The organism is Hydrogenothermus marinus (assembly GCF_003688665.1).
Taxonomy (GTDB): domain Bacteria; phylum Aquificota; class Aquificia; order Aquificales; family Hydrogenothermaceae; genus Hydrogenothermus; species Hydrogenothermus marinus.
The window spans coordinates 19,236-38,857 of the sequence record NZ_REFO01000011.1 but is presented as its reverse complement, the minus strand read 5'-3'; the positions used below and the strand labels follow the sequence as shown (position 1 = coordinate 38,857).

At 25.6% G+C, this 19,622-nt stretch carries 15 protein-coding genes and 1 CRISPR repeat array (1 of these 16 only partly in view); of the genes, 10 read left to right on the top strand and 5 right to left on the bottom strand.

Translation table 11 applies throughout. The features are described 5' to 3' along the window. Positions 1 to 43: 43 nt before the first annotated feature. Genes CLV39_RS03150 through CLV39_RS03120 form a run of 7 tightly spaced genes read left to right on the top strand, consistent with a single transcriptional unit; the run spans position 44 to position 6,928 of the window. The gene (locus tag CLV39_RS03150; RefSeq protein ID WP_121922787.1) at positions 44 to 706 is read left to right on the top strand and encodes a LabA-like NYN domain-containing protein; all 663 of its coding nucleotides are present in this window, start codon (positions 44 to 46) and stop codon (positions 704 to 706) included. Then, positions 703 to 1,620 (top strand): histone deacetylase family protein, encoded by a 918-nt coding sequence (locus CLV39_RS03145; protein WP_121922786.1) that lies wholly within the window; start codon positions 703 to 705, stop codon positions 1,618 to 1,620. Before CLV39_RS03150 ends, CLV39_RS03145 begins: the two co-directional genes overlap by 4 nt. After that, positions 1,613 to 3,091, top strand: coding sequence for a UDP-N-acetylmuramoyl-L-alanyl-D-glutamate--2,6-diaminopimelate ligase (locus CLV39_RS03140; protein WP_121922785.1), 1,479 nt, complete (start codon positions 1,613 to 1,615; stop codon positions 3,089 to 3,091). Before CLV39_RS03145 ends, CLV39_RS03140 begins: the two co-directional genes overlap by 8 nt. After that, positions 3,088 to 4,788: a lytic transglycosylase domain-containing protein gene (locus tag CLV39_RS03135; protein ID WP_121922784.1), complete on the top strand. Its 1,701-nt coding sequence runs from the start codon at positions 3,088 to 3,090 to the stop codon at positions 4,786 to 4,788. Before CLV39_RS03140 ends, CLV39_RS03135 begins: the two co-directional genes overlap by 4 nt. After that, positions 4,757 to 5,398: a riboflavin synthase gene (locus CLV39_RS03130; RefSeq protein ID WP_121922783.1), complete on the top strand. Its 642-nt coding sequence runs from the start codon at positions 4,757 to 4,759 to the stop codon at positions 5,396 to 5,398. The genes CLV39_RS03135 and CLV39_RS03130 overlap by 32 nt, the downstream gene beginning before the upstream one ends. Beyond that, positions 5,388 to 6,578 (top strand): potassium channel family protein, encoded by a 1,191-nt coding sequence (locus CLV39_RS03125; protein ID WP_121922782.1) that lies wholly within the window; start codon positions 5,388 to 5,390, stop codon positions 6,576 to 6,578. The genes CLV39_RS03130 and CLV39_RS03125 overlap by 11 nt, the downstream gene beginning before the upstream one ends. Further along, positions 6,575 to 6,928, top strand: a complete 354-nt coding sequence (locus CLV39_RS03120; protein WP_121922781.1) for a DUF6394 family protein — start codon at positions 6,575 to 6,577, stop codon at positions 6,926 to 6,928. The genes CLV39_RS03125 and CLV39_RS03120 overlap by 4 nt, the downstream gene beginning before the upstream one ends. Here the strand turns inward: CLV39_RS03120 and serS are convergent. After that, complete coding sequence (serS, locus tag CLV39_RS03115; RefSeq protein WP_121922780.1) at positions 6,925 to 8,190, bottom strand: serine--tRNA ligase; 1,266 nt, start codon at positions 8,188 to 8,190, stop codon at positions 6,925 to 6,927. The genes CLV39_RS03120 and serS overlap by 4 nt on opposite strands. Before the next feature lie 12 nt (positions 8,191 to 8,202). Continuing rightward, positions 8,203 to 9,192 carry a tetratricopeptide repeat protein gene (locus tag CLV39_RS03110; RefSeq protein ID WP_121922779.1) on the bottom strand — a complete coding sequence of 330 codons (990 nt, stop codon included), beginning with the start codon at positions 9,190 to 9,192 and terminating at the stop codon, positions 8,203 to 8,205. Positions 9,193 to 9,345: 153 nt separating this feature from the next. On the opposite strand from CLV39_RS03110, the gene CLV39_RS03105 reads away from it, so the two are divergent. After that, positions 9,346 to 13,239, top strand: coding sequence for a translocation/assembly module TamB domain-containing protein (locus CLV39_RS03105; RefSeq protein WP_121922778.1), 3,894 nt, complete (start codon positions 9,346 to 9,348; stop codon positions 13,237 to 13,239). On the opposite strand, the gene CLV39_RS03100 is transcribed toward CLV39_RS03105, so the two are convergent. Beyond that, positions 13,217 to 13,819, bottom strand: a complete 603-nt coding sequence (locus CLV39_RS03100) for an anthranilate synthase component II (RefSeq protein WP_121922777.1) — start codon at positions 13,817 to 13,819, stop codon at positions 13,217 to 13,219. The genes CLV39_RS03105 and CLV39_RS03100 overlap by 23 nt on opposite strands. Positions 13,820 to 13,938: 119 nt before the next feature. Here CLV39_RS03100 and dnaG point away from each other — a divergent pair, with 119 nt between their 5' ends. Together dnaG and rpoD are read left to right on the top strand one after the other, a co-directional pair. Continuing rightward, a complete protein-coding gene (dnaG, locus tag CLV39_RS03095) occupies positions 13,939 to 15,576 on the top strand; it encodes a DNA primase (RefSeq protein ID WP_121922776.1) in 1,638 nt (545 codons plus the stop codon). Positions 15,577 to 15,596: 20 nt separating this feature from the next. Continuing rightward, the gene (gene rpoD, locus CLV39_RS03090; RefSeq protein WP_121923125.1) at positions 15,597 to 17,345 is read left to right on the top strand and encodes an RNA polymerase sigma factor RpoD; all 1,749 of its coding nucleotides are present in this window, start codon (positions 15,597 to 15,599) and stop codon (positions 17,343 to 17,345) included. A gap of 26 nt (positions 17,346 to 17,371) precedes the next feature. Here the strand turns inward: rpoD and CLV39_RS03085 are convergent, their stop codons facing one another. Together CLV39_RS03085 and surE are read right to left on the bottom strand one after the other, a co-directional pair. Next, complete coding sequence (locus CLV39_RS03085; protein WP_121922775.1) at positions 17,372 to 17,830, bottom strand: TraR/DksA family transcriptional regulator; 459 nt, start codon at positions 17,828 to 17,830, stop codon at positions 17,372 to 17,374. Between the two features lie 45 nt (positions 17,831 to 17,875). Continuing rightward, on the bottom strand, positions 17,876 to 18,637 hold the full coding sequence (gene surE / locus CLV39_RS03080; protein WP_121922774.1) for a 5'/3'-nucleotidase SurE: 762 nt from the start codon (positions 18,635 to 18,637) through the stop codon (positions 17,876 to 17,878). 90 nt (positions 18,638 to 18,727) lie between these two features. After that, a CRISPR array of direct repeats spans positions 18,728 to 19,622; the repeat unit is 29 nt; unit sequence CTTTTTACCCCACATAGTTCAGATAAAAC; it runs 742 nt beyond the window's last position.

Sequence of the window (19,622 nt, the reverse complement as noted above, 5' to 3'; positions counted from 1 at the left end):
CATAAAAGTATAAAAATAATAAAAAATATATAAAGGAGAGGCAATGAGTATACTTTTTTCAAAAGAAAAAGATAAAAAAATAGAAAAAAGATATATAAATGAAAAAGTAGCTATATTTATAGATGGTGGAAATATGTTTCATGCCTCAAACTATATTAATATAAAAATTGATTATAGAAAACTTGTAAATTTTTTAGCAAAAGATAGATGGCTATTAAGAGCTTATTTTTATACTGGAATTCCTCAAGGAGATTTTCCTGAAGAGATGAAAAAGCAATGGAAAAAACAGAAAAGTTTTTTAAATGAACTAAAAAATATAGGAATTAAAGTAAGAACAATGCCTTTAAAAAAAACACCTGAAGGTTTTATAGAAAAAGGAGTTGATATTTTACTTGCTACAGATATGTTAAGTCTTGCTTTTAGAGATGCTTATGATACTGCTATTTTAGTAAGTGGAGATAGTGATTATATTCCTGTTGTTGAAGAAATTCAGCAACTTGGAAAAAGAGTTGAAAATGTATCTTTTAAAAAAACAAGCTCTTATGAGCTTAGAAATGTATGTGATAAATATATGATTCTTGATAAATATATTGATTTATTTACTTATGTAGATAAACAGATTGAACTGAAAAAACAGCCTAAAATAACCTTTGTTGATAAAATAAAAGAGATATTAAAAAATATAATTAAGGGGAATAAGAAATGAAAAAAGTAGGTTATTTTTATAATCCAATTTATTTACAACATAGAACACCTGAAGGCCATCCAGAAAGGCCAGAAAGGGTGGAAGTTATAGATAATGCTGTTTCTAATATAGAAGGATTAATTCATCTTCAACCAAGAAGGGCTACTGCTACAGATATAGCCATGGTACATGATACATATTATCCTCAAGAAATAATGGATTTATGTTCAGCAGGAGGAACACAGCTTGATCCTGATACTTACTGCTCTATAAAGTCTTATGAAGCGGCTACTTATGCAGTTGGAGCAGGGCTTGAAGCAGTAGACAAAATAAAAGAAGGAGTTATAGAAAGAGCCTTTTGTAATGTTAGGCCACCAGGACATCATGCAGAATATTCAAAAGCAATGGGATTTTGTATATTTAATAATATAGCTATTACTGCAAGATATGCTCAAAAACAAGGATATGAAAAAGTATTTATTGTTGATTTTGATGTTCACCATGGAAATGGTACCCAAAAAGCATTTTATGAAGATGATACAGTTTTTTATTTTTCTACCCATGAATATCCATTTTATCCAGGTACAGGTTCAAAAGAAGAAAAAGGAGCAGGAAAAGGATATGGATATACATATAATGTACCACTTCCTGCAGGAACAGGAGATGAAGAATATGAAGAAATATATTCTGAAATACTGCCTGAACTTGTAAATAAGTTTAATCCGGATATTATTTTAGTATCTGCAGGATATGATTTACACAAAGATGATCCACTTGCTTATATGGAAGTGTCTACTGAAGGTATTGGTAAAATAGTTGAAAACATTTTAAAAACAAAAGATGTACCTTATATATTTATGCTTGAAGGTGGATATAACTTATCTGCTTTAGCAGAAAGCGCAAAAATAACAATAGAAAAGATGTTAAATGAATAAATATAAACTTTTGTATAAAGATTTTAAGATTTTAAAAGATTCTAAATCTGAAGAAATTATTCATATAACTAACAATACAAAAGATATAAAACCAAATTCTATATTTTTTGCTATTAAAGGTAGTAAATTTGATGGACATCAATTTATAAAAAAGGCAGTTTCTAAAGGCGCAAAAGTAATATTTATTTCTGATAAATCTAAAATAAAAGATTTAAAAAATATAAATGCAACAATTGTATTAGTAGATAATACAAGAAAAGCACAAGCTTTAGTAGCAAAAAAATTTTATGGTAATCCTTCAAAAGATTTAAAAGTTATAGGAATAACAGGGACAAATGGTAAAACAACTGTTTCAAATCTAATATATCAATATTTATCTATGTATGGAAAAGAAATTGGAATTATTGGGACTATATGGTATAGATTTAAAGATAAAATATATGATGCAGGAAGAACTACACCAGATTCTATAAAATGGAATGAATTACTAAGAAAAATGAAAAATCAAGGGGCTCAATTTATATCAGCAGAAATTTCTTCTCATGCTATAGATCAATACAGAGTTTATGGAACTAAATTTGAAGGTGGAATATTCACAAATCTTACACAAGATCATCTTGATTATCATAAAGATATGGAAAGCTATTTTCAAACTAAAAAATCCTTTTTTGATTATATTTTGCAAGAAAAAGAAGATGCATTAATATCAACTAATGTAGATAACTATTATGGAAAAAGAATTTATGAAGAATTTAAAAATAAAAATATAATTAGTTATGGGAAAGAAAGCAGTCAGTTTAAAATTAAAAATTTTGAAACATCTATGGAAGGTTTATATTTTGAAGTAAATTATAAAGGGAAAATATTAAAGTTAAAATCAAGATTAAGAGGAGATTTTAATATATACAATATATCAGCAGCTTTCTCATTTTTGGCAGAATATGGAATTGATATTGAGTTTTTGAAAGAGGCAACAAGAAAGCTTATTCCAATAAAAGGAAGATTTGAGATAATTCCTGCAAAAGATTTTTTAGTAGTAAATGATTATGCACATACACCTGATGCCCTTGAAAATATATTAAAAAGTTTATTGAAAATAAAAAAAAGAAGAATAATTATAGTTTTTGGAGCAGGAGGAGATAGAGATAAAACAAAAAGGCCAAAAATGGGGAGTATAGCAGAAAAATATGCAGACATTATTATACTAACCTCTGACAATCCAAGATCAGAAGATCCAGTTGATATTATAGAAGATATAAAAACAGGAATGGAAATGAAAAAAGATATAATTGAGATTGTAGATAGAGAAGAAGCTATAAAAGAAGCTATAAAAATAGCTATGCCAGAAGATATAGTTCTAATATCAGGGAAAGGACATGAAACGTATCAGATAATAGGAGAAAATATTTATCATTTTGATGATTCAGATGTTGCAAAAAAATATTTAAAAATGTTTAATAAATCAAGATGAGACTGATTTTAGCTATTTTAGTTTTTATATTTTCTGCAAAAGCAGAAAGTTTTAAAGATTGTTATAAGCTTTTTAAAGAAGAAAGATTTTTAAAAGCAAAAAAATGTTTTTTATCAGTTAATGATAAAGATTTAAAGCCTTATATTAATCATTATTTAATGCTAATTAATCAGATATATAATGAAGATTTTAAAATAAAAGATTCAGCTTATGCTATTAAAAGTTATGATTATTTAAAACTTTCAGCAGATAGTTTTTATAGAAAAGAATTTCAAAAATCCAAAAATTATTTCCAAAAGATAGATATAAAAGCTTTAGATAAAGATGATATACCTTTTTATTTATATCTAAAAGCAAATTTATATAATGATTTTTCAATAAAAAAACAGCTTGCTACAGAGTATATATACGATAGAAATTATGGATATAAAACATTCTTAGAAATTTATAAAAATTTATCCCAAAAAGATTTAGAAAAAGCAGTAAAAACTTTAATATCTTATAGAATGTATGAAAGAGCCTTAGGGATAATGCCTTTATTAAAGACTAATGATAAAGTTTTATACTACTATTTATATTTGTATGTAAAAACTGAAGATTTTGAAAAAGCAAAAAGCTTTTTAGAAAAAATAAATAAAAAATCAAAATATTATCCAGTAGCTCTTTATATTCTTGGATATTACTCAAAATCTTGGGAAGAAAGAAAAAGATACTTTGATAAATTAGTTGAAACAAAAAATAAAAAATATATAAACAAACTTGGCATTCCACTTACTAAAAAAGCTTTTCATTATAAAAAGCTAAATTATTTTAATTATTTTCTATCAAAATTAGATAAATCAGAAGATAAAGTTTGGTATACATTTTTGTATAAATACTTTTTTGACTCAAAGAAAAAAGCTTATTCATATTTATTAAAAAATACAAACTGGATAAAAGATAAAAATAAACTGTATTACTGGCTTTATTTAGCATCAGGAAATAAGCATTACATTATGAGAGTAAAAAATTCCAAAATTGATGATTTTTATAAAATAATAGCAGGTGGAAATGTATCAGTAAGAAGAAATATAAGAATTTGTAAAGGAATACCATATATAGAAAAAATAAAAGAAGTAGATTATAATCTTGCTTATATTGAAAGTAAGTATTTACTAAAAAAAGGAAAAATTAAAAATTTATACTGTACAATGCCAGAAGTAGTTGTTAGAAAGCTTCCAAAAAAAGAAAGATTTATTAAGCCTTTTGGAAACTTAAAAGATTTAATATATGCAGTTATGAAACAAGAAAGCCTTTTTTATTATAAAGCAATATCTTATTCAAATGCAGTTGGTTTAATGCAGTTTATTCCACCTACTGCTTACTGGGTAGCTAAAAAAAGGGATATAAAAAATTTTGATATCACAGATTTATTTAATCCAGATATATCTATAGATTTTGGTAGATGGTATTTAAAATATCTTTTAGATAAATTTAATGGAAATATATATTATGCAATAGCATCTTATAATGGTGGAGCTACAAATGTGTCAAGAACCCTACGAAGATTTAAACCTAAGAATATAGCCGAATTTGTAGAAACACATCCTTTTGATGAAACAAGAGATTATCTTAAAAAAGTTTATACTAATTATGTAATATACAGAAAGTTAAATGGAGTAAGTTATGTTTACCGGTCTAATAGAAGAAGTAGGTAAAGTTAATCAGATAATACCAAAACAAGATGGAATATTATTAAAAGTAAATGCTAAAAAAATTTTAGAAGATATAAAGCTTGGAGATAGTATAGCAGTAAATGGTGTATGTCTTACTACAGTAGATTTTGATAATAGCAGTGTATCATTTGAAGTATCAAAAGAAACCTTAAAAAGATCAAATCTTAAAAATATAAAAACTGGAGATTTTGTTAATCTTGAAAGGGCTTTAAAAGCTTCAGATAGACTTGGAGGACATATTGTCCAAGGACATGTAGATACAACAGGAACAATATATCAAAAATCAAAGGTAGGAGAGCATACTGAGCTTATAATAGAAATACCTTTAGATTACACATCTTTAGTAATAGAAAAAGGGTCAATAGCAATAGATGGTATAAGTTTAACAATAAACTATATAAAATCAAATAAAATTTATATTAATATCATTCCACATACTTTAGAAAATACAAATCTTAAATATAAAAAAGTAGGAGAGTTAGTAAACATTGAGTTTGATATATTTAGTAAATATATACTAAAGTTTGTTAATAGCGTAGATATAAATAAGCTAAAAGATAAAAAACTTGAGGAACTTCTAAATGAATTCTAATAAGAAAAAAACTCCTCATTATGGAAATGTAAAACCAAAAAACTATAAAGCAATATATGAAGAACAGTTTTATAATGTTCTTTTTAAACTTCGTTGGCCTTTAATGACAGTTATCTTTACAACAACTGTTGGTGTTTTACTTTTAATGATAATTAATGGAAAAACAGATGGAGAGAGTGTTTTAAACTATCTTTTTCATATTGTTATTACAATATCCACAGTAGGATATACTGAAGGATATACAGATCATATAGATTTAAATAGACTTTTTTCAATTTTATTTATATTAATAGCATTTCCTATTGCCTATCTATATGGTCTTGTTGTAACTGTTCAAGTATTTTTGCAAAGTGATATAGTAAATATTTATAGATATTGGAGGATGTATAAGGCTATGGAAGAACTATATGGGCATTATATTGTTTGTAATTTTAATGAAATAACTAAGGAAACTATAAAAAACTTAAGAAAAAGAGGTATAAAAGTTGTTTTAATAGAGCCTAATAAATCTAAAGAAAAAGATATCCGAGATTTTGGTGTTGAGTATTATGTATTTGATGAACCATATAAAAGAAGTGTTTTGCTTGGTGTTGGAATAGAAAAAGCCAAAGGGTTAGTATCTGCTTTTGAGGAAAATACTCAAGATCTATCTGTAATTGTTACTGCAAGACTTATAAGACCTGAAAAAGATGAATTTTATATAATAGCAACAGCTACTAATGAAGGTGCAGCTGAAAAAATGAAATTACTTGGAGCTAATGAAGTGATAGTTCCAAGTATAACAATTGGAAGAAGAATATCAACATTAATACTTCACCCACCTTCACCTACAGTTTCTAAATTCTTAGAAAAGATTGCTTATGGAGAAAGAACAGATATAGATATTGTAGAAATACATATTCCTGAAAATTCAGACTTGATTGGTAAAAAATTAAAAGATATTCATATGAGACAAGAAACTGGTGCAACAATTGTTGCAATAATAAGAAAAGATGGAAAAATGAAAATAGCGCCTTCTGGTAATGCAGAAATTAAAGAAGGAGATTCTTTATTAATTTTAGGACATCCCAAAGCATTAAGAAGAGCTGAAGAATTTTTTGAAAAGCATATAAAAATAGAATCTGAAGAAGAAAATATGGAAAATTTAGAAAAAATTAAAGAAGGAGAAGAAGTAAGATGATTAACTGGGGAAAAGTTTGGGCAGACTTTTTTATAGTTCTTGCATTGACAAGTAATGTAGGTTTTATTTTTAGTCATGATCCTTACCAACTTGTAATTGCAATTGGTGTTAATTTAATTGCTACTGTACTAAAATTTGGAGCAAAAAAAATATTGGCAGCAGAAATGCTTGCTACAGCTTTAGTTGCAGATTTACATCTAATACCAGCTACATTTTTATATTTCAGTGGTATTCATGTATCTCTTGCAATTGGACTTGCTATTGGTGCGGCAGTAGCAAATGTAATTTCTATAGTGTTATTAATAGTGGAAATGATTTTTGAATATAAAAGAGAAGAGGAGGGTTTTTAACCTTCCATATATTTTTTTAATGCTGTAGGAATTTCAAAATCTCCATCTTTAGTTTGATAATTTTCCATAATTGCAAGTAGCGTTCTTCCTACAGCAAGTCCTGAACCATTTAATGTATGAACAAATCTATTTTTTCCATTTTTATCTTTAAATCTTATTTTAGCTCTTCTTGCTTGGAAATCGTCAGTATTTGAACAAGAAGAAATCTCTCTATACATATTTTGAGATGGTATCCATACTTCAATATCATAAGTTTTTGCTGCTGAAAAACCTAAATCTCCTGTGCAAAGTTCTACAACTCTATATGGTATTTCTAAAAGCTGAAGTATTTTTTCTGCTTCTCTTACAAGTTTTTCAAGTTCATCATAAGAATTTTCAGGTTTTACTATTTTTACAAGCTCTACTTTATCAAACTGGTGTTGTCTTAATATTCCTCTAACATCTTTTCCATGGGACCCGGCTTCTCTTCTAAAGCAAGGTGTATAAGCAGTGTAATATTTTGGAAGTTCTTCTTCTTTTAAAATCTCTCCTGCATGTAAATTTGTAAGGGAAACTTCTGCAGTTGGAAGTAAATATAAATCTTCATCACAAACTTTATATAAATCTTCTTCAAATTTTGGAAGCTGTCCTGTTCCTTGTAAAATTTCTGATTTTACAAGCACTGGTGTCCATACTTCTTTATATCCATGTTGTTTTGTGTGAACATCAAGCATAAAGTTTATTAAAGCTCTTTCAAGTCTTGCCGCCTTTTCATACATTACAGTAAATCTTGAACCTGCTAATTTAGCTCCTCTTTCAAAATCAAGTATTCCAAGTTTTTCACCAATTTCCCAATGGGGTAAAGGTTCAAAATCAAACTTTCTTGGCTTTCCACATCTTCTAATTTCTACATTTTCAGTTTCATCTTTTCCTACTGGTACAGATTTATGAGGTATATTTGGAACAGATAAAAGCAGTTTGTTAAATCTTTCTTCTACTTCTTTTAATTGTTTTTCCAATAAATCTATTTTTTCATTTTTAGCAATTACTTCTTGTTTAGCTTTTTCTGCTTCTTCTTTTTTTCCTTCTTTGAAAAGTTTTCCTATATCTTTTGATAATTTATTTTTTTCTGCTTTAAGGCTTTCAAGTTCTTTTATTAGATTTCTTCTTTCTTTATCTACTGCTAAAATCTCATCTACAAGATAAGGTAAAGATTCATCTCTTGTTTTTAATCTTTCTTTAACATATTCTGGTTTCTCTCTGATTAATTTTATATCTAACATTTGCTCTCCTTTTTAGCTATATATATCGCTAATAATTTTAACAATTCTTTCTTTTAGAGGTAAATTATTAATTGCTTTTTTTCTTAATATATTTATCTCATTTTTTTCTTTTTCATATTGAATATAATCATCATTATTTACTAATCTAAGAGCAAAATCAAAATATAAAATAGCTTTCTGAGGATTTTTATCTATATTCATTTTACCAGCCTGTATTAATATATCTTTAAATTTCTCATTTAGTTTTAAATCATAATTTATTTCTAAACCTTTTACTGTATAATCTGCAGCTTTTTCTACATTACCTTTTTCATAACTTTCTTCTGCTAAAAGAAAATATACTGAAGATATTTCAACAAAAAATCTTTTTTCTTCAGGCATTAAAGTATAAGCTTTTTTAAAATCTTTTACTGCTTCTTCGTATCTTCTTATTTCTTTTAAAGCTTGTCCTCTTAAATCATAAGCATCAACAAGATATGGATTTTTTTCTATAGCTTTTGATAAATACTCAATAGCTTTTTCATAGTCTTTATTATTAAAATAGATTTTCCCAAAATAAAAAAAGTATTTATAGTCTTCACTACTACCTGCAGCTTTTTGTAGATATTTTAAAGCTTCTTCATCTTTACCTTCTGATAGTTTAATTTGAGCTAAATATACATAAGATTCTTTTAATTTTGGATTAAGTTCAACAGCCTTTAAAAAATCTTTTTCTGATTCTTTTAAATCTCCAAGTTGTAGATTTACTAACCCTCTTTCAAAATAAGCATCAGAAAAATCTTCTTTTAATCTTATAGCTTCTGTAAACTCTTCTTTAGCCGCTTTTAAATTTTCTTCATTTAGGTCTGTTGCTAATGTTTTCCCCCTCCAAAAATAAACTTCTGGCATATCAGGAACAGTGTTTGCTAAATCATCAAGCTCAACAAGAGCCATTTCATAATTTTTAGAGTTGTATAAGCTTACGACTTTGTTTAATCTTTCTTTTACTTCTTTAGCATCCATTTTAACCCTCCTTATCTAAACTGTTATAATTTTATCATTATGAGAAGAATAGTAAATAAATCTGTACCGGTTTTCATATTTATAAGTTTTATTTCTTTATTAATTCTAACAGGGATTTTTATTACAAAAAACTATAAAAAAGTATTGTCCTCATTGGGAATAGATATTGTTGATAATTGTAAATATGAAAATAAAAAACTTGTTTGTGATTATATAAATATTACTACTAAAAGGGCTAAAGTTAATATAAAAAATCTATCTTTGGAAATTTATTTAAGAAAGTTTTTTTCAGATGAAAAATTTATTTTTCTAAATGCTGGAAATATTGATATTTCTATTAAAAAAGAAAAACTTTCTAAAAAGCAAAAAAATTTTAATATACAAAAATTAAAAAAATACTTAAAATATGCTTTTTTTCTTATTTCAAGATCTGAAATAACTATTAAAAACTTAAATCTTGTTAGTAAAAATAATAAACTTTTTCAGATTAAGAACTTTTCTATCCAAAATAAAAGTAATAATATTTATTCATTAAAAACTTTTGAGATAATATACAATAAACAAAAATTTATAGTTAAAAAGCTTTCTGCATCTATTGATCCAAATGAAAATCTACTAAATATAAATAGCTTAAAATTTAAAGGATTTAATACTGATTTTACTATATTAGGTTCTATAGCTCTTAATGGAAAGATTAACTTAAAAACTAAAACAGATACTAAAAATTATACTTATGAAAATATAAATGTTAAAAATCTTAAAACAGAAACAAATATAACTGGAAATATTTATAAAAATCTATCATTAAATACAGATTTTGATCTTGAGAAAGGATTATATACAAAAAATGATATTTCTTTAGATAATCTAAAAGGAAATACAGATATTAAAATATCCAATTTAGATATAAACAACATATCAACTGCAAAAATATTTTTTGTTATAAATTCAACTCTTAAAGAGATTGTTAGTAAGAAAAATAATATTTTAGTAAAAAATATAAAAATAAATACAAAAGGAAATCTCAATAAAAATCTAACAGGTTATTTAGCACTTTCTTCTAAAAAAAATAGCTTTGATAAATATCGGTTAACTGATTTGAGTCTAAATACAGATTATAATATAGATTTAAAATCAAAAAGTATTTATACAAAAAATAACCTAAAAGCTAATAATTTAGGTTCGGCCGATTTTTCTATTCCTAGTATAAATTCAGACTTTTCTTTTAATTATGATAATAAAATATCATCAGAAGGTAATTTTTCCATAGATGGAATTATAGGAAAATTTAGTTTTAAAGAAGATAATCTAAATATATCTACTGATAAATTTAAACTATCAAAGGTTTTAAGCTTTATAAAAAGAAAAGTAGACAAAAATCTTAAGTATATTAATGCAGATTTAGCATTAAACCTAAATATTGATTTAAAAAATAAAGTATTAATAGCTAATCAAAACTTAGAAAATATAGATTTATTTGGAATAAAATATAATAAGGGTAATGGCTTTTTACAGATAGATTTAGATACTAAAAATGCTTATTATAGTTATAATCTATTTAATAATATTGGTTTCTTAAAGCTAAATGGAAGCCTTGAGGATGATAATATTATCCAGTCTTCTGTAGATTTTAAAAATCTTGATATCTCAAATCTTGTTTATTTAAAAGGTAAAAATCTTTCAGCAGTTCTATCAGGAACAGGAAAAATATATGGTAGTTTAACTAATCCAAAGGTTAATATTTCCGGTAAAACTCATTTATTTAAATATAAAACAATAACCTTAAAAAATCTTGATTTTGATTTTAATTATAAAAATTTTGTTATGAATATAGATGCAAAAAGAAAAGATATATATACGAAAGCAATAGTAGGAATTAACGAGTTCTTTATAGATTTACGCTTAAATCTTAAAGATTTTGATGGAAATACAGTATATTCTTACTTAAAAAGTATTCAAAAAGAAATATTTGAGAACTTTAAACCTGAAAAAGTTAGTGGTAATATACGAGCTGTATATAGAGATAATAACTATTTTGTAGATATTGATATTCCAAAAGCTTATGTAAATATAAATTTAATAAATAATGTATTTTTTGCAAAAATAAAAGGTTATATATCTTCAAATCAAAGAAAATTATATATAGTTGCTAAAAAGGATGATTTTATTTACAAAAATTTTAATATTAAAAATGTAGTTGCAAAGATTGAGCTTATAGATTCTAATCTATCTATAGATTTAAAAGGAGAAAAATCAAAAAATCTAAATGATTTTTCCTTAGATTATTCCATAAATCTAAACCTAAAAAACAAAAATATACAAGGAACAGGATATGCTTATTTAGAAAAAGATATATACTCTTTATTATTAAAAGATAAAATTTCTGGTAAATATGATGATTTTTCAGGAACTATAGATTATGAGTTTAAAGGTAAAAAAATTATATCTAAATCTACAGTAAACTTGAATTATAAAAAAGCATTAAATTCTCATTTAATAAACTTAACAGCCCAAATTATACCTGCTGAATTTCAAAATAAAATAAAAATATATTTACAAAATCTAAATTATGATATAAATATAAAAAATAGTAAATTTGATAGTTATTTATATGTAGATAAAATTTTTGCATTTTTTAGTAAAAACAAAATCATTAATATAGATGGATTTTTATCTAAGATAGATAATAATGAAATTTATATATATAAAACATACTTTAACGGTTTTGCTAAAGGAACAATAGATTATGCTGTTTATAATTTTAATACTCAAAATTTAGATATTTATTCTAAAGGAAGTTTAAATAAAGATGTATTATCTAAACTTATTCAAGTTGCTTCAATATATGGAAATATAAATTACACTCTCTTTTATAAAGGAAATGTTAAGAAATTTTTAGAAAATGCACAGATAAAAATCCAATCTAAAGATTTAAAACTAAAAAGTAATTATATATTTGGTTATATAAAAGTAAAAGAACTTTTTGGTATTTATAATAATGGAAAATTAAAATTACATTTATCAGGGAAAAACTCTTATTTTACTTTTAATGAAAATAAAATTAATGCTGATTTTACAAGCTATCCATTAAAAGGGTATTTAGAAGGTGTTTTTAAAACTCAATTTCTTCCTGTTAAGTATTTAAATATATTTAAAGGAAATATTAATACAGATATTTTTATTAACCTTAAAGATAAAAGAAAAATAGAAGGAAAAGTTGAGTTATCAGGACAAGCCAATCTTGAAAAAGATTCCTCTATATTTAGTAAAAAAGAAAATAAAGAAACGAAAGAAAATTTAGAAAAACCAATCTATCTTAATATAGAATTAAGTTCATATATACCTATTTATATATATGGAAATTGGGGAAAAGCATATGCAGAACTAAAGGGAAAGCTTACAGGAACATTAAAAAATCCAGTTTTTAATGGAGAAATAGATATAATTTATGGGAAAATATCTTATTTTAAAAATAATTACAATATAGATTTTGCTAATATCAAAATAATAGATAATATCCCATATATAAATGCAAGACTTTCTACAGTTGTTTCAAATGTATATATATTTGTAAATATTACAGGTAGTTTACCAGATGATATTCAACTTAATTTTAGTTCAAATCCACCAAAATCAAAAGAAGAGTTAATGACAATACTATTATTAAAAAATACACCAGGAACTTTAGAAAATTTTCCTGTATTTGGTGCCCTTGGAAAACTAATTTATTCTATTCTTCCTTTACAAAAAATACTTCCTTCTTATGATGATTCTGCAGGGTTCTTAGGTACAGGTTTTGAGGTTAGTATAGCTCCAAAATATTCTCCAACTCAAGGAATTGTAGCTTCTATTTATGCCAAAAAAAGTTTAACAAGAAGATTATTTTTAGCAATTTCAAGACCTATATATGAAGGGCAACAAACAGATATAATAGGATGGTATGAAGTTGGTATAAAGCTTACAGAGTATATTTCCTTAGTTGGGAAAAAATATGAAAATAATCAAAATGAATTGAATATTATATTTAGCTTACCTTTTGACTTTTAGTTTTTTCAATAATATTTAAAAAGTTTTTAAGTAATTCTATGCCATATTTTGTCAGTACAGACTCTGGATGAAACTGAATACCATAAATAGGATATTTTTTATGTTTTATTCCCATTATCTCGTCATCTTCTTTAGTCCAAGCTGTAATTTCTATATCTTCAGGTAAACTTGATTTATCTATAACAAGAGAATGATACCTTACTGCTTCAAAAGGATTTGGTATATTTTCAAATAAATCTTTTCCATTATGATAAATCATAGAAGTTTTTCCATGCATTAAGCATTTAGCTTTTATTATTTTAGCTCCAAATGCTACTCCAATTGATTGATGACCAAGACATACTCCAAGTATAGGATACTTATCTTTAAACTCTTTTATCACATCTACAGAAATTCCAGCTTCATTAGGACTACACGGGCCCGGGGATATTACAATAGCATCAAGATCTTTTATGTTTTTTATTTCCTCTATAGTGATTTTATCATTCCTTCTTACATCTACTTCTGCACCAAGTTCGTAAAAATATTGAACAATGTTATATGTAAAAGAATCATAATTATCAATCATTAAAATTTTCATTTTCTTTTACACCTTTTAAAATTTTATAAATATAAATTTTATCATTTTGTATTGCTAAAAATTTTTTTAAGTTTATATTTATATTCTAAAAAATTTCCTTTTCAAGTTTTGAGGATTTAATGGCTATATCCCCAGATAGTATTGAAGAAGTTAAATCAGTAGCAAATGTTTATGATGTTATATCTGAATATCTTGATTTAGAAAGAGTTGGTAGCTCATATAGAGCTTTATGTCCTTTCCATTCAGAAAAAACCCCTTCTTTTTATGTTTCTCCTCAAAAAAATATATGGAAATGTTTTGGTTGTGGAAAAAGTGGAAATGCTATTTCTTTTCTTATAGAGTATGAAGGAATATCTTATTCACAGGCAATAAAAAAATTAGCAGAAAAATATAATATTAACCTTAAATTTGTAGGAAAAGATAGAACAAAAGAATATAAAAATCTTTATGAAATTTTAAATAAAGTTCTAAACTTTTATAAAGAAAATCTAAAAAAATATCCAGAAGCTAGAAAATATCTTACAGAAAGAAATATATTACCTTCAACAATAGATAAATTTGATATTGGATACTCTCCTGAAGATAACTCGTTCTTAAATTGGATTGAAAAAGAAGGAATAAATAAAGAGTTTCTTGTGAAAGCAGGGGTTATATCATCTATAGATAATAAAAAAGATAGATTTTCAGGAAGAATAATATTTCCAATAAAAGATATACAAGGAAGAGTAGTTGGTTTTGGTGGTAGAACTATTAATAATAAAGGTGCTAAATATATAAATTCTCCAGATTCAACACTTTATAAAAAAAGCAAAATTTTATATGGCCTTTATGAATCAAAAGATGCAATTAGAGAAGAAAAAGAAGCTATTTTAGTAGAAGGATATTTTGATGTAATATCTCCATATCAGATAGGTATAAAAAATATAGTAGCAACCCTAGGAACAGCTTTAACTTTAAATCATGCAAAACAATTAAAAAAATTTATAAATAAAGTAATTTTACTATTTGATTCTGACGAAGCAGGTAAGAAAGCGGCAATAAGAGCGGCAAAAATATTTTTATATGAAGGCATAGAAGTTTTTTACAATCCTATATCTCAAAAAGACCCAGACGAACTTGCCAAAGAAGGATATAAAGCTTTTAAAGAGCAATTAGAAAAATCACAAAACTTTCTTGACTTTTTAATAGAAAGAATTAAATTAACACAGGATTTAAGAAAAAGGAAAAAACTTATAGATATATTTTTAGATGTTATTTCATATAGTAAGGATAAAGTATTGATTGGCGAATATATAAATCTACTTTCAAAAACTACAGGAATAGATAAAAACTTCTTAGAAGTTAAACCTAAGGAAATATCAGATTATATGGAAGAAAATTCAGAAGAAGTTTTAAATTTAGAAAATCTTAGTTTTAATGAAAAAATTATATTAAAGAGTTTGCTTTTAAATAAAGAAGAAACCTTGAATATTTTAGGTAAATATGATAAAATTTTAGGCTCTGATTATTTTAAATATTTATTAGATTATTTAGCAAATAATGAAGTTGAATATGAAAGTATAAAAGGTCTTGAAAATATACCTATAGACACCAGATCTCTCCATGAAGCTATTGAAAAACTTCTAATTGAAAAGAAAAAAGAGGAAATTAAGATAAGCTCCTTAATATCAGAAATAGATCCAGAAGAAGCTTTTAAAAAGAGATTGGAAGAAATAAAAGCTTTGAAACAATTAGATCCAAAATTTAAAAACCTTTAACAGGAGGAAAGACCTTGGGAATGATGTATGAAAGAGATGATGTTAGAAAAGTAATTATCTTAGCCAAGGAAAAAGGATATGTTACTTACAAAGAATTAAGCGATATTATTGATGAAGATTTACTTCTTTCAGATGAGCTTGAAGATTTAATAGAATACCTTAATGAATTAAATATTGATGTAGTTGATAATCCAAAGCCAGAAGAAAAATCTGAATTTTCTGAAGATGAAAATGAAGAATCTACGGGTTTAGGAATGGAATTATCAGATGATGTATGGGCAAAAACAGATGACCCTGTAAAACTTTATTTAAAAGAAATGGGTAAAATCCCTCTTCTTACAAGAGAGCAAGAAATACAACTATCTATGGATATAGAAAGAGGAAGAAAAAAAGTATTTAGAGGCCTTTTAAGAACTTCCTTTTTAATTGAAAGACTGCTTGATGACTGGGCAAAAATAGCTGATGGAAAAATGAAAGTTAAAGATCTTATAAATCTTGATACATCAGATTATGATGATAATGAAGATGTAGATGAAGAAATTATTATTGATGAAATTACAAGAGATTTTATCGATAAAGGTATTCAACTTGCTAAAATGTATAAAAATTTAAGAAAACTTGAAGAAAAAATAATCCAAAATCCAGATGATGAAAATCTTAAAAAAGAATTTTTAAAAAATCATGCAAAAACTAATAGATTTATAAAATCATTAAATATTAAATTTACAAAAATTGATAAAATAGCTGACGAACTTAGAAACCTTTATAAACAGTTAAAAACTAAACAAAGAGATTATGAAAAGAGAATTAGAAGATTAAAGAAAATAGATCCAACTCTCAAAATTCTTGAAATTCAAGAATATAATGATGAATTTTTAAAGAAAATTGAAGAAAATGGTCTTTCTTTCGGAAGATTTGAAATATTAAAATCAGAAACTTTAAAACTAAAAGAAGAAATAGAGCAATTAAAAGAAAAAATAGGAACAGTACCTACAGAGTTTGATCATGTAATGCAGATCATAAATGAAGGTAGAAAAGAAGTTAATGATACAAAACAATTTATTGTTCAATCTAACTTAAGACTTGTTGTATCAATAGCTAAAAAATACACAAATAGAGGTCTTCAATTCTTAGATTTAATTCAAGAAGGAAATATTGGTTTAATGAAAGCTGTTGATAAATTTGATTATAAAAAAGGATATAAATTTTCAACTTATGCAACATGGTGGATTAGACAAGCAATTACAAGAGCAATAGCAGATCAAGCAAGAACAATAAGAATTCCTGTTCATATGATAGAAACAATTAATAAATTAACAAGAGTATCAAGGGCTATGTTCCAAGAACTTGGTAGAGAACCAACTCCTGAAGAGATAGCTAAAAAAGTAGGAATGCCAGCAGATAAAGTTAGAAAAATATTAAGAACATCTCAAGAACCTATATCACTTGAAAAACCTGTTGGAGATGATGATGAATCACATCTTGTTGATTTCTTAGAAGATAAAACAGTTGTATCTCCAGAAGATTATGTACTTAAAAAAGCATTAAGACAACAACTTGAAGAAGTTTTATCTACATTATCAGAAAGAGAGGAAGAAGTATTAAGATGCAGATTTGGACTTGAAGATGATACTGAATATACATTAGAACAAGTAGGTAAAAAGTTTGGTGTTACAAGAGAAAGAATTAGACAAATAGAATCAAAAGCATTAAGAAAATTAAGACATCCTCACAGAGCTAAATTCCTTAGACCTTTCTGTGAAGATTAATAAAAAAGGGCTTTAAAGCCCTTTTTTCATTTATCAAATCCTTCTTCTTTTATTTCTTTATCTAATTCTTCATCATAAGGTATAAGGCTTTCTTCTAAATAATCTTTATAAACAGAATCTGGAGTTAATTGATATTTCTCTGCTTCTTTTGCATGCTCAATGCAGAGTGTAGTCCAAGGAATAGCTTCTAATCTTTTTTCTTCTATAGGTTTTCCACAAACTTCACAATATCCGTAAGTACCATCGTTGATTCTTTCTAATGCTTTATCTATCTCACGAATAATCTTAATTTCAACATCTTCCATTTCTCCAAGTAATATTTCTGAAATATTAAAATTGGCATAATCTTCAAGTTGTTCTGGTATTGTAAGCTCTTCTTCTTTCATTTTTCTTATTATTTCTTCATTCTCTAAGTACCTACTTAAAATTCCTTTCTTTTTTTCAAGTAAAAGATTTCTAAAATACTGTAGTTTTTCTTTGTCCATATTTTTCCTCCATAATTTTTTCATATTAAATTATTTAAAATTGACTTAAAAATCAATAAAACCTTTACTTTCTAAAGTTTTTATAGAATTGTAATCTGTTAAATCAAGCTTAATAGGAGTTATAGATACATATCCTTGTTGTACTGCTGTATAATCTGAATCTTTTTCACATATTTCACATAGAGATTCTTCACCACCAATCCAGTAATAAGTTTCCTTAGATGGAGATATATACTTTTGAATTTTTTCTTGATAAGCACCTCTTCCTTGTTTTGTTATTCTAAAACCTTTTATATCTGAAACTGGGAAATTTATATTAAGAAATGTTCCTTTTGGAAGAGATTTTTCTAAAACTTTGTTAATTATTTTTAAAGATATATTTGCTATTTTTTTAAAATCTACATTCTTTGAAGATGCTGGAGATAAAGCAATTGAAGGTATTCCAAAAGATGTTCCTTCTCTTGCAGCTCCTACAGTTCCAGAATAGAAAATATCATTTCCTAAGTTTGGACCTGTATTTATTCCAGAAACTAAAATATCAGGTTTTTCTTCCTTTAAAATTACGTAATAGCCTAAGTGTACACAATCTGCAGGTGTCCCATCTATCACATAATAAAAATTCTCTTTATATTTTTCTATTTTTAAAGGTCTTGTGAAAGTTAGAGAATGGCTTGTTCCAGACATATTTCTATCTGGAGCAATGGTGATAACTTCAAAATTATTTTCAAGAAGAACATCTCTAATTGCATTTATACCAGGAGATAAATATCCATCATCATTAACAAGAAGAACTTTATATTTTGACATTTTTTTTAATTTCTCCAAAGAATTATAGAGTTTAATTATAACTCAAATTTCTCTAAAAGCTTATACACTTTTCAGCTTGTTTTCCGCAATATTTTTACCCCACATAGTTCAGATAAAACATCTTTTACAATAGGCATATCCGTAGCTAATGTATAGGTCTTTTTACCCCACATAGTTCAGATAAAACTCTTAAGAAGAAAGATGTAAATGTGAAAGGGGAAGATTACTTTTTACCCCACATAGTTCAGATAAAACTAGTATATTGATGTATTTCTCATCTATGTAAATCTTACTCTTTTTACCCCACATAGTTCAGATAAAACCTCCTGTTATTTAATTAATCACAAAATAAACTATCTCCTACTTTTTACCCCACATAGTTCAGATAAAACACAATCACCAATTGATTCATTATCAAATGCTGGAACTCTTTTTACCCCACATAGTTCAGATAAAACATAGAAGCTTTTAAGCAATCGTTTAAGAAGAAACTTCTTTTTACCCCACATAGTTCAGATAAAACGTAGAAAGAATAACAAATGGAACAAGATTTGAATATCCTTATCTTTTTACCCCACATAGTTCAGATAAAACTTGGGATAAAGTAGCTAAAGCTATAAATTGCTCTGTCTCCTTTTTACCCCACATAGTTCAGATAAAACATGAAAAAACATAAAATAAATAACAAATGACCAAAAATACTTTTTACCCCACATAGTTCAGATAAAACTGTTTGTCAATATTTTTAAAAAGAAAAAATAAAGCAAGACTTTTTACCCCACATAGTTCAGATAAAACTTGGATAACGAAAAGATAATAGAAAAACTGAAAAGAAACTTTTTACCCCACATAGTTCAGATAAAACTTAGTTATGAAAAATTTAGTAAAAGAAGTAAAAGAAGGATCTTTTTACCCCACATAGTTCAGATAAAACTTAGAGGAAGAATTGAAAAAGATTAATTTAAGGAAATACTTTTTACCCCAC

Coding starts and splice junctions, on each gene's coding strand:
- CLV39_RS03150 (WP_121922787.1), top strand. CDS start 44: ATGAGTATACTTTTTTCAAAAGAAAAAGATAAAAAAATAGAAAAAAGA.
- CLV39_RS03145 (WP_121922786.1), top strand. CDS start 703: ATGAAAAAAGTAGGTTATTTTTATAATCCAATTTATTTACAACATAGA.
- CLV39_RS03140 (WP_121922785.1), top strand. CDS start 1,613: ATGAATAAATATAAACTTTTGTATAAAGATTTTAAGATTTTAAAAGAT.
- CLV39_RS03135 (WP_121922784.1), top strand. CDS start 3,088: ATGAGACTGATTTTAGCTATTTTAGTTTTTATATTTTCTGCAAAAGCA.
- CLV39_RS03130 (WP_121922783.1), top strand. CDS start 4,757: ATGTTTACCGGTCTAATAGAAGAAGTAGGTAAAGTTAATCAGATAATA.
- CLV39_RS03125 (WP_121922782.1), top strand. CDS start 5,388: ATGAATTCTAATAAGAAAAAAACTCCTCATTATGGAAATGTAAAACCA.
- CLV39_RS03120 (WP_121922781.1), top strand. CDS start 6,575: ATGATTAACTGGGGAAAAGTTTGGGCAGACTTTTTTATAGTTCTTGCA.
- serS (WP_121922780.1), bottom strand. CDS start 8,190: ATGTTAGATATAAAATTAATCAGAGAGAAACCAGAATATGTTAAAGAA.
- CLV39_RS03110 (WP_121922779.1), bottom strand. CDS start 9,192: ATGGATGCTAAAGAAGTAAAAGAAAGATTAAACAAAGTCGTAAGCTTA.
- CLV39_RS03100 (WP_121922777.1), bottom strand. CDS start 13,819: ATGAAAATTTTAATGATTGATAATTATGATTCTTTTACATATAACATT.
- dnaG (WP_121922776.1), top strand. CDS start 13,939: ATGGCTATATCCCCAGATAGTATTGAAGAAGTTAAATCAGTAGCAAAT.
- rpoD (WP_121923125.1), top strand. CDS start 15,597: ATGATGTATGAAAGAGATGATGTTAGAAAAGTAATTATCTTAGCCAAG.
- CLV39_RS03085 (WP_121922775.1), bottom strand. CDS start 17,830: ATGGACAAAGAAAAACTACAGTATTTTAGAAATCTTTTACTTGAAAAA.
- surE (WP_121922774.1), bottom strand. CDS start 18,637: ATGTCAAAATATAAAGTTCTTCTTGTTAATGATGATGGATATTTATCT.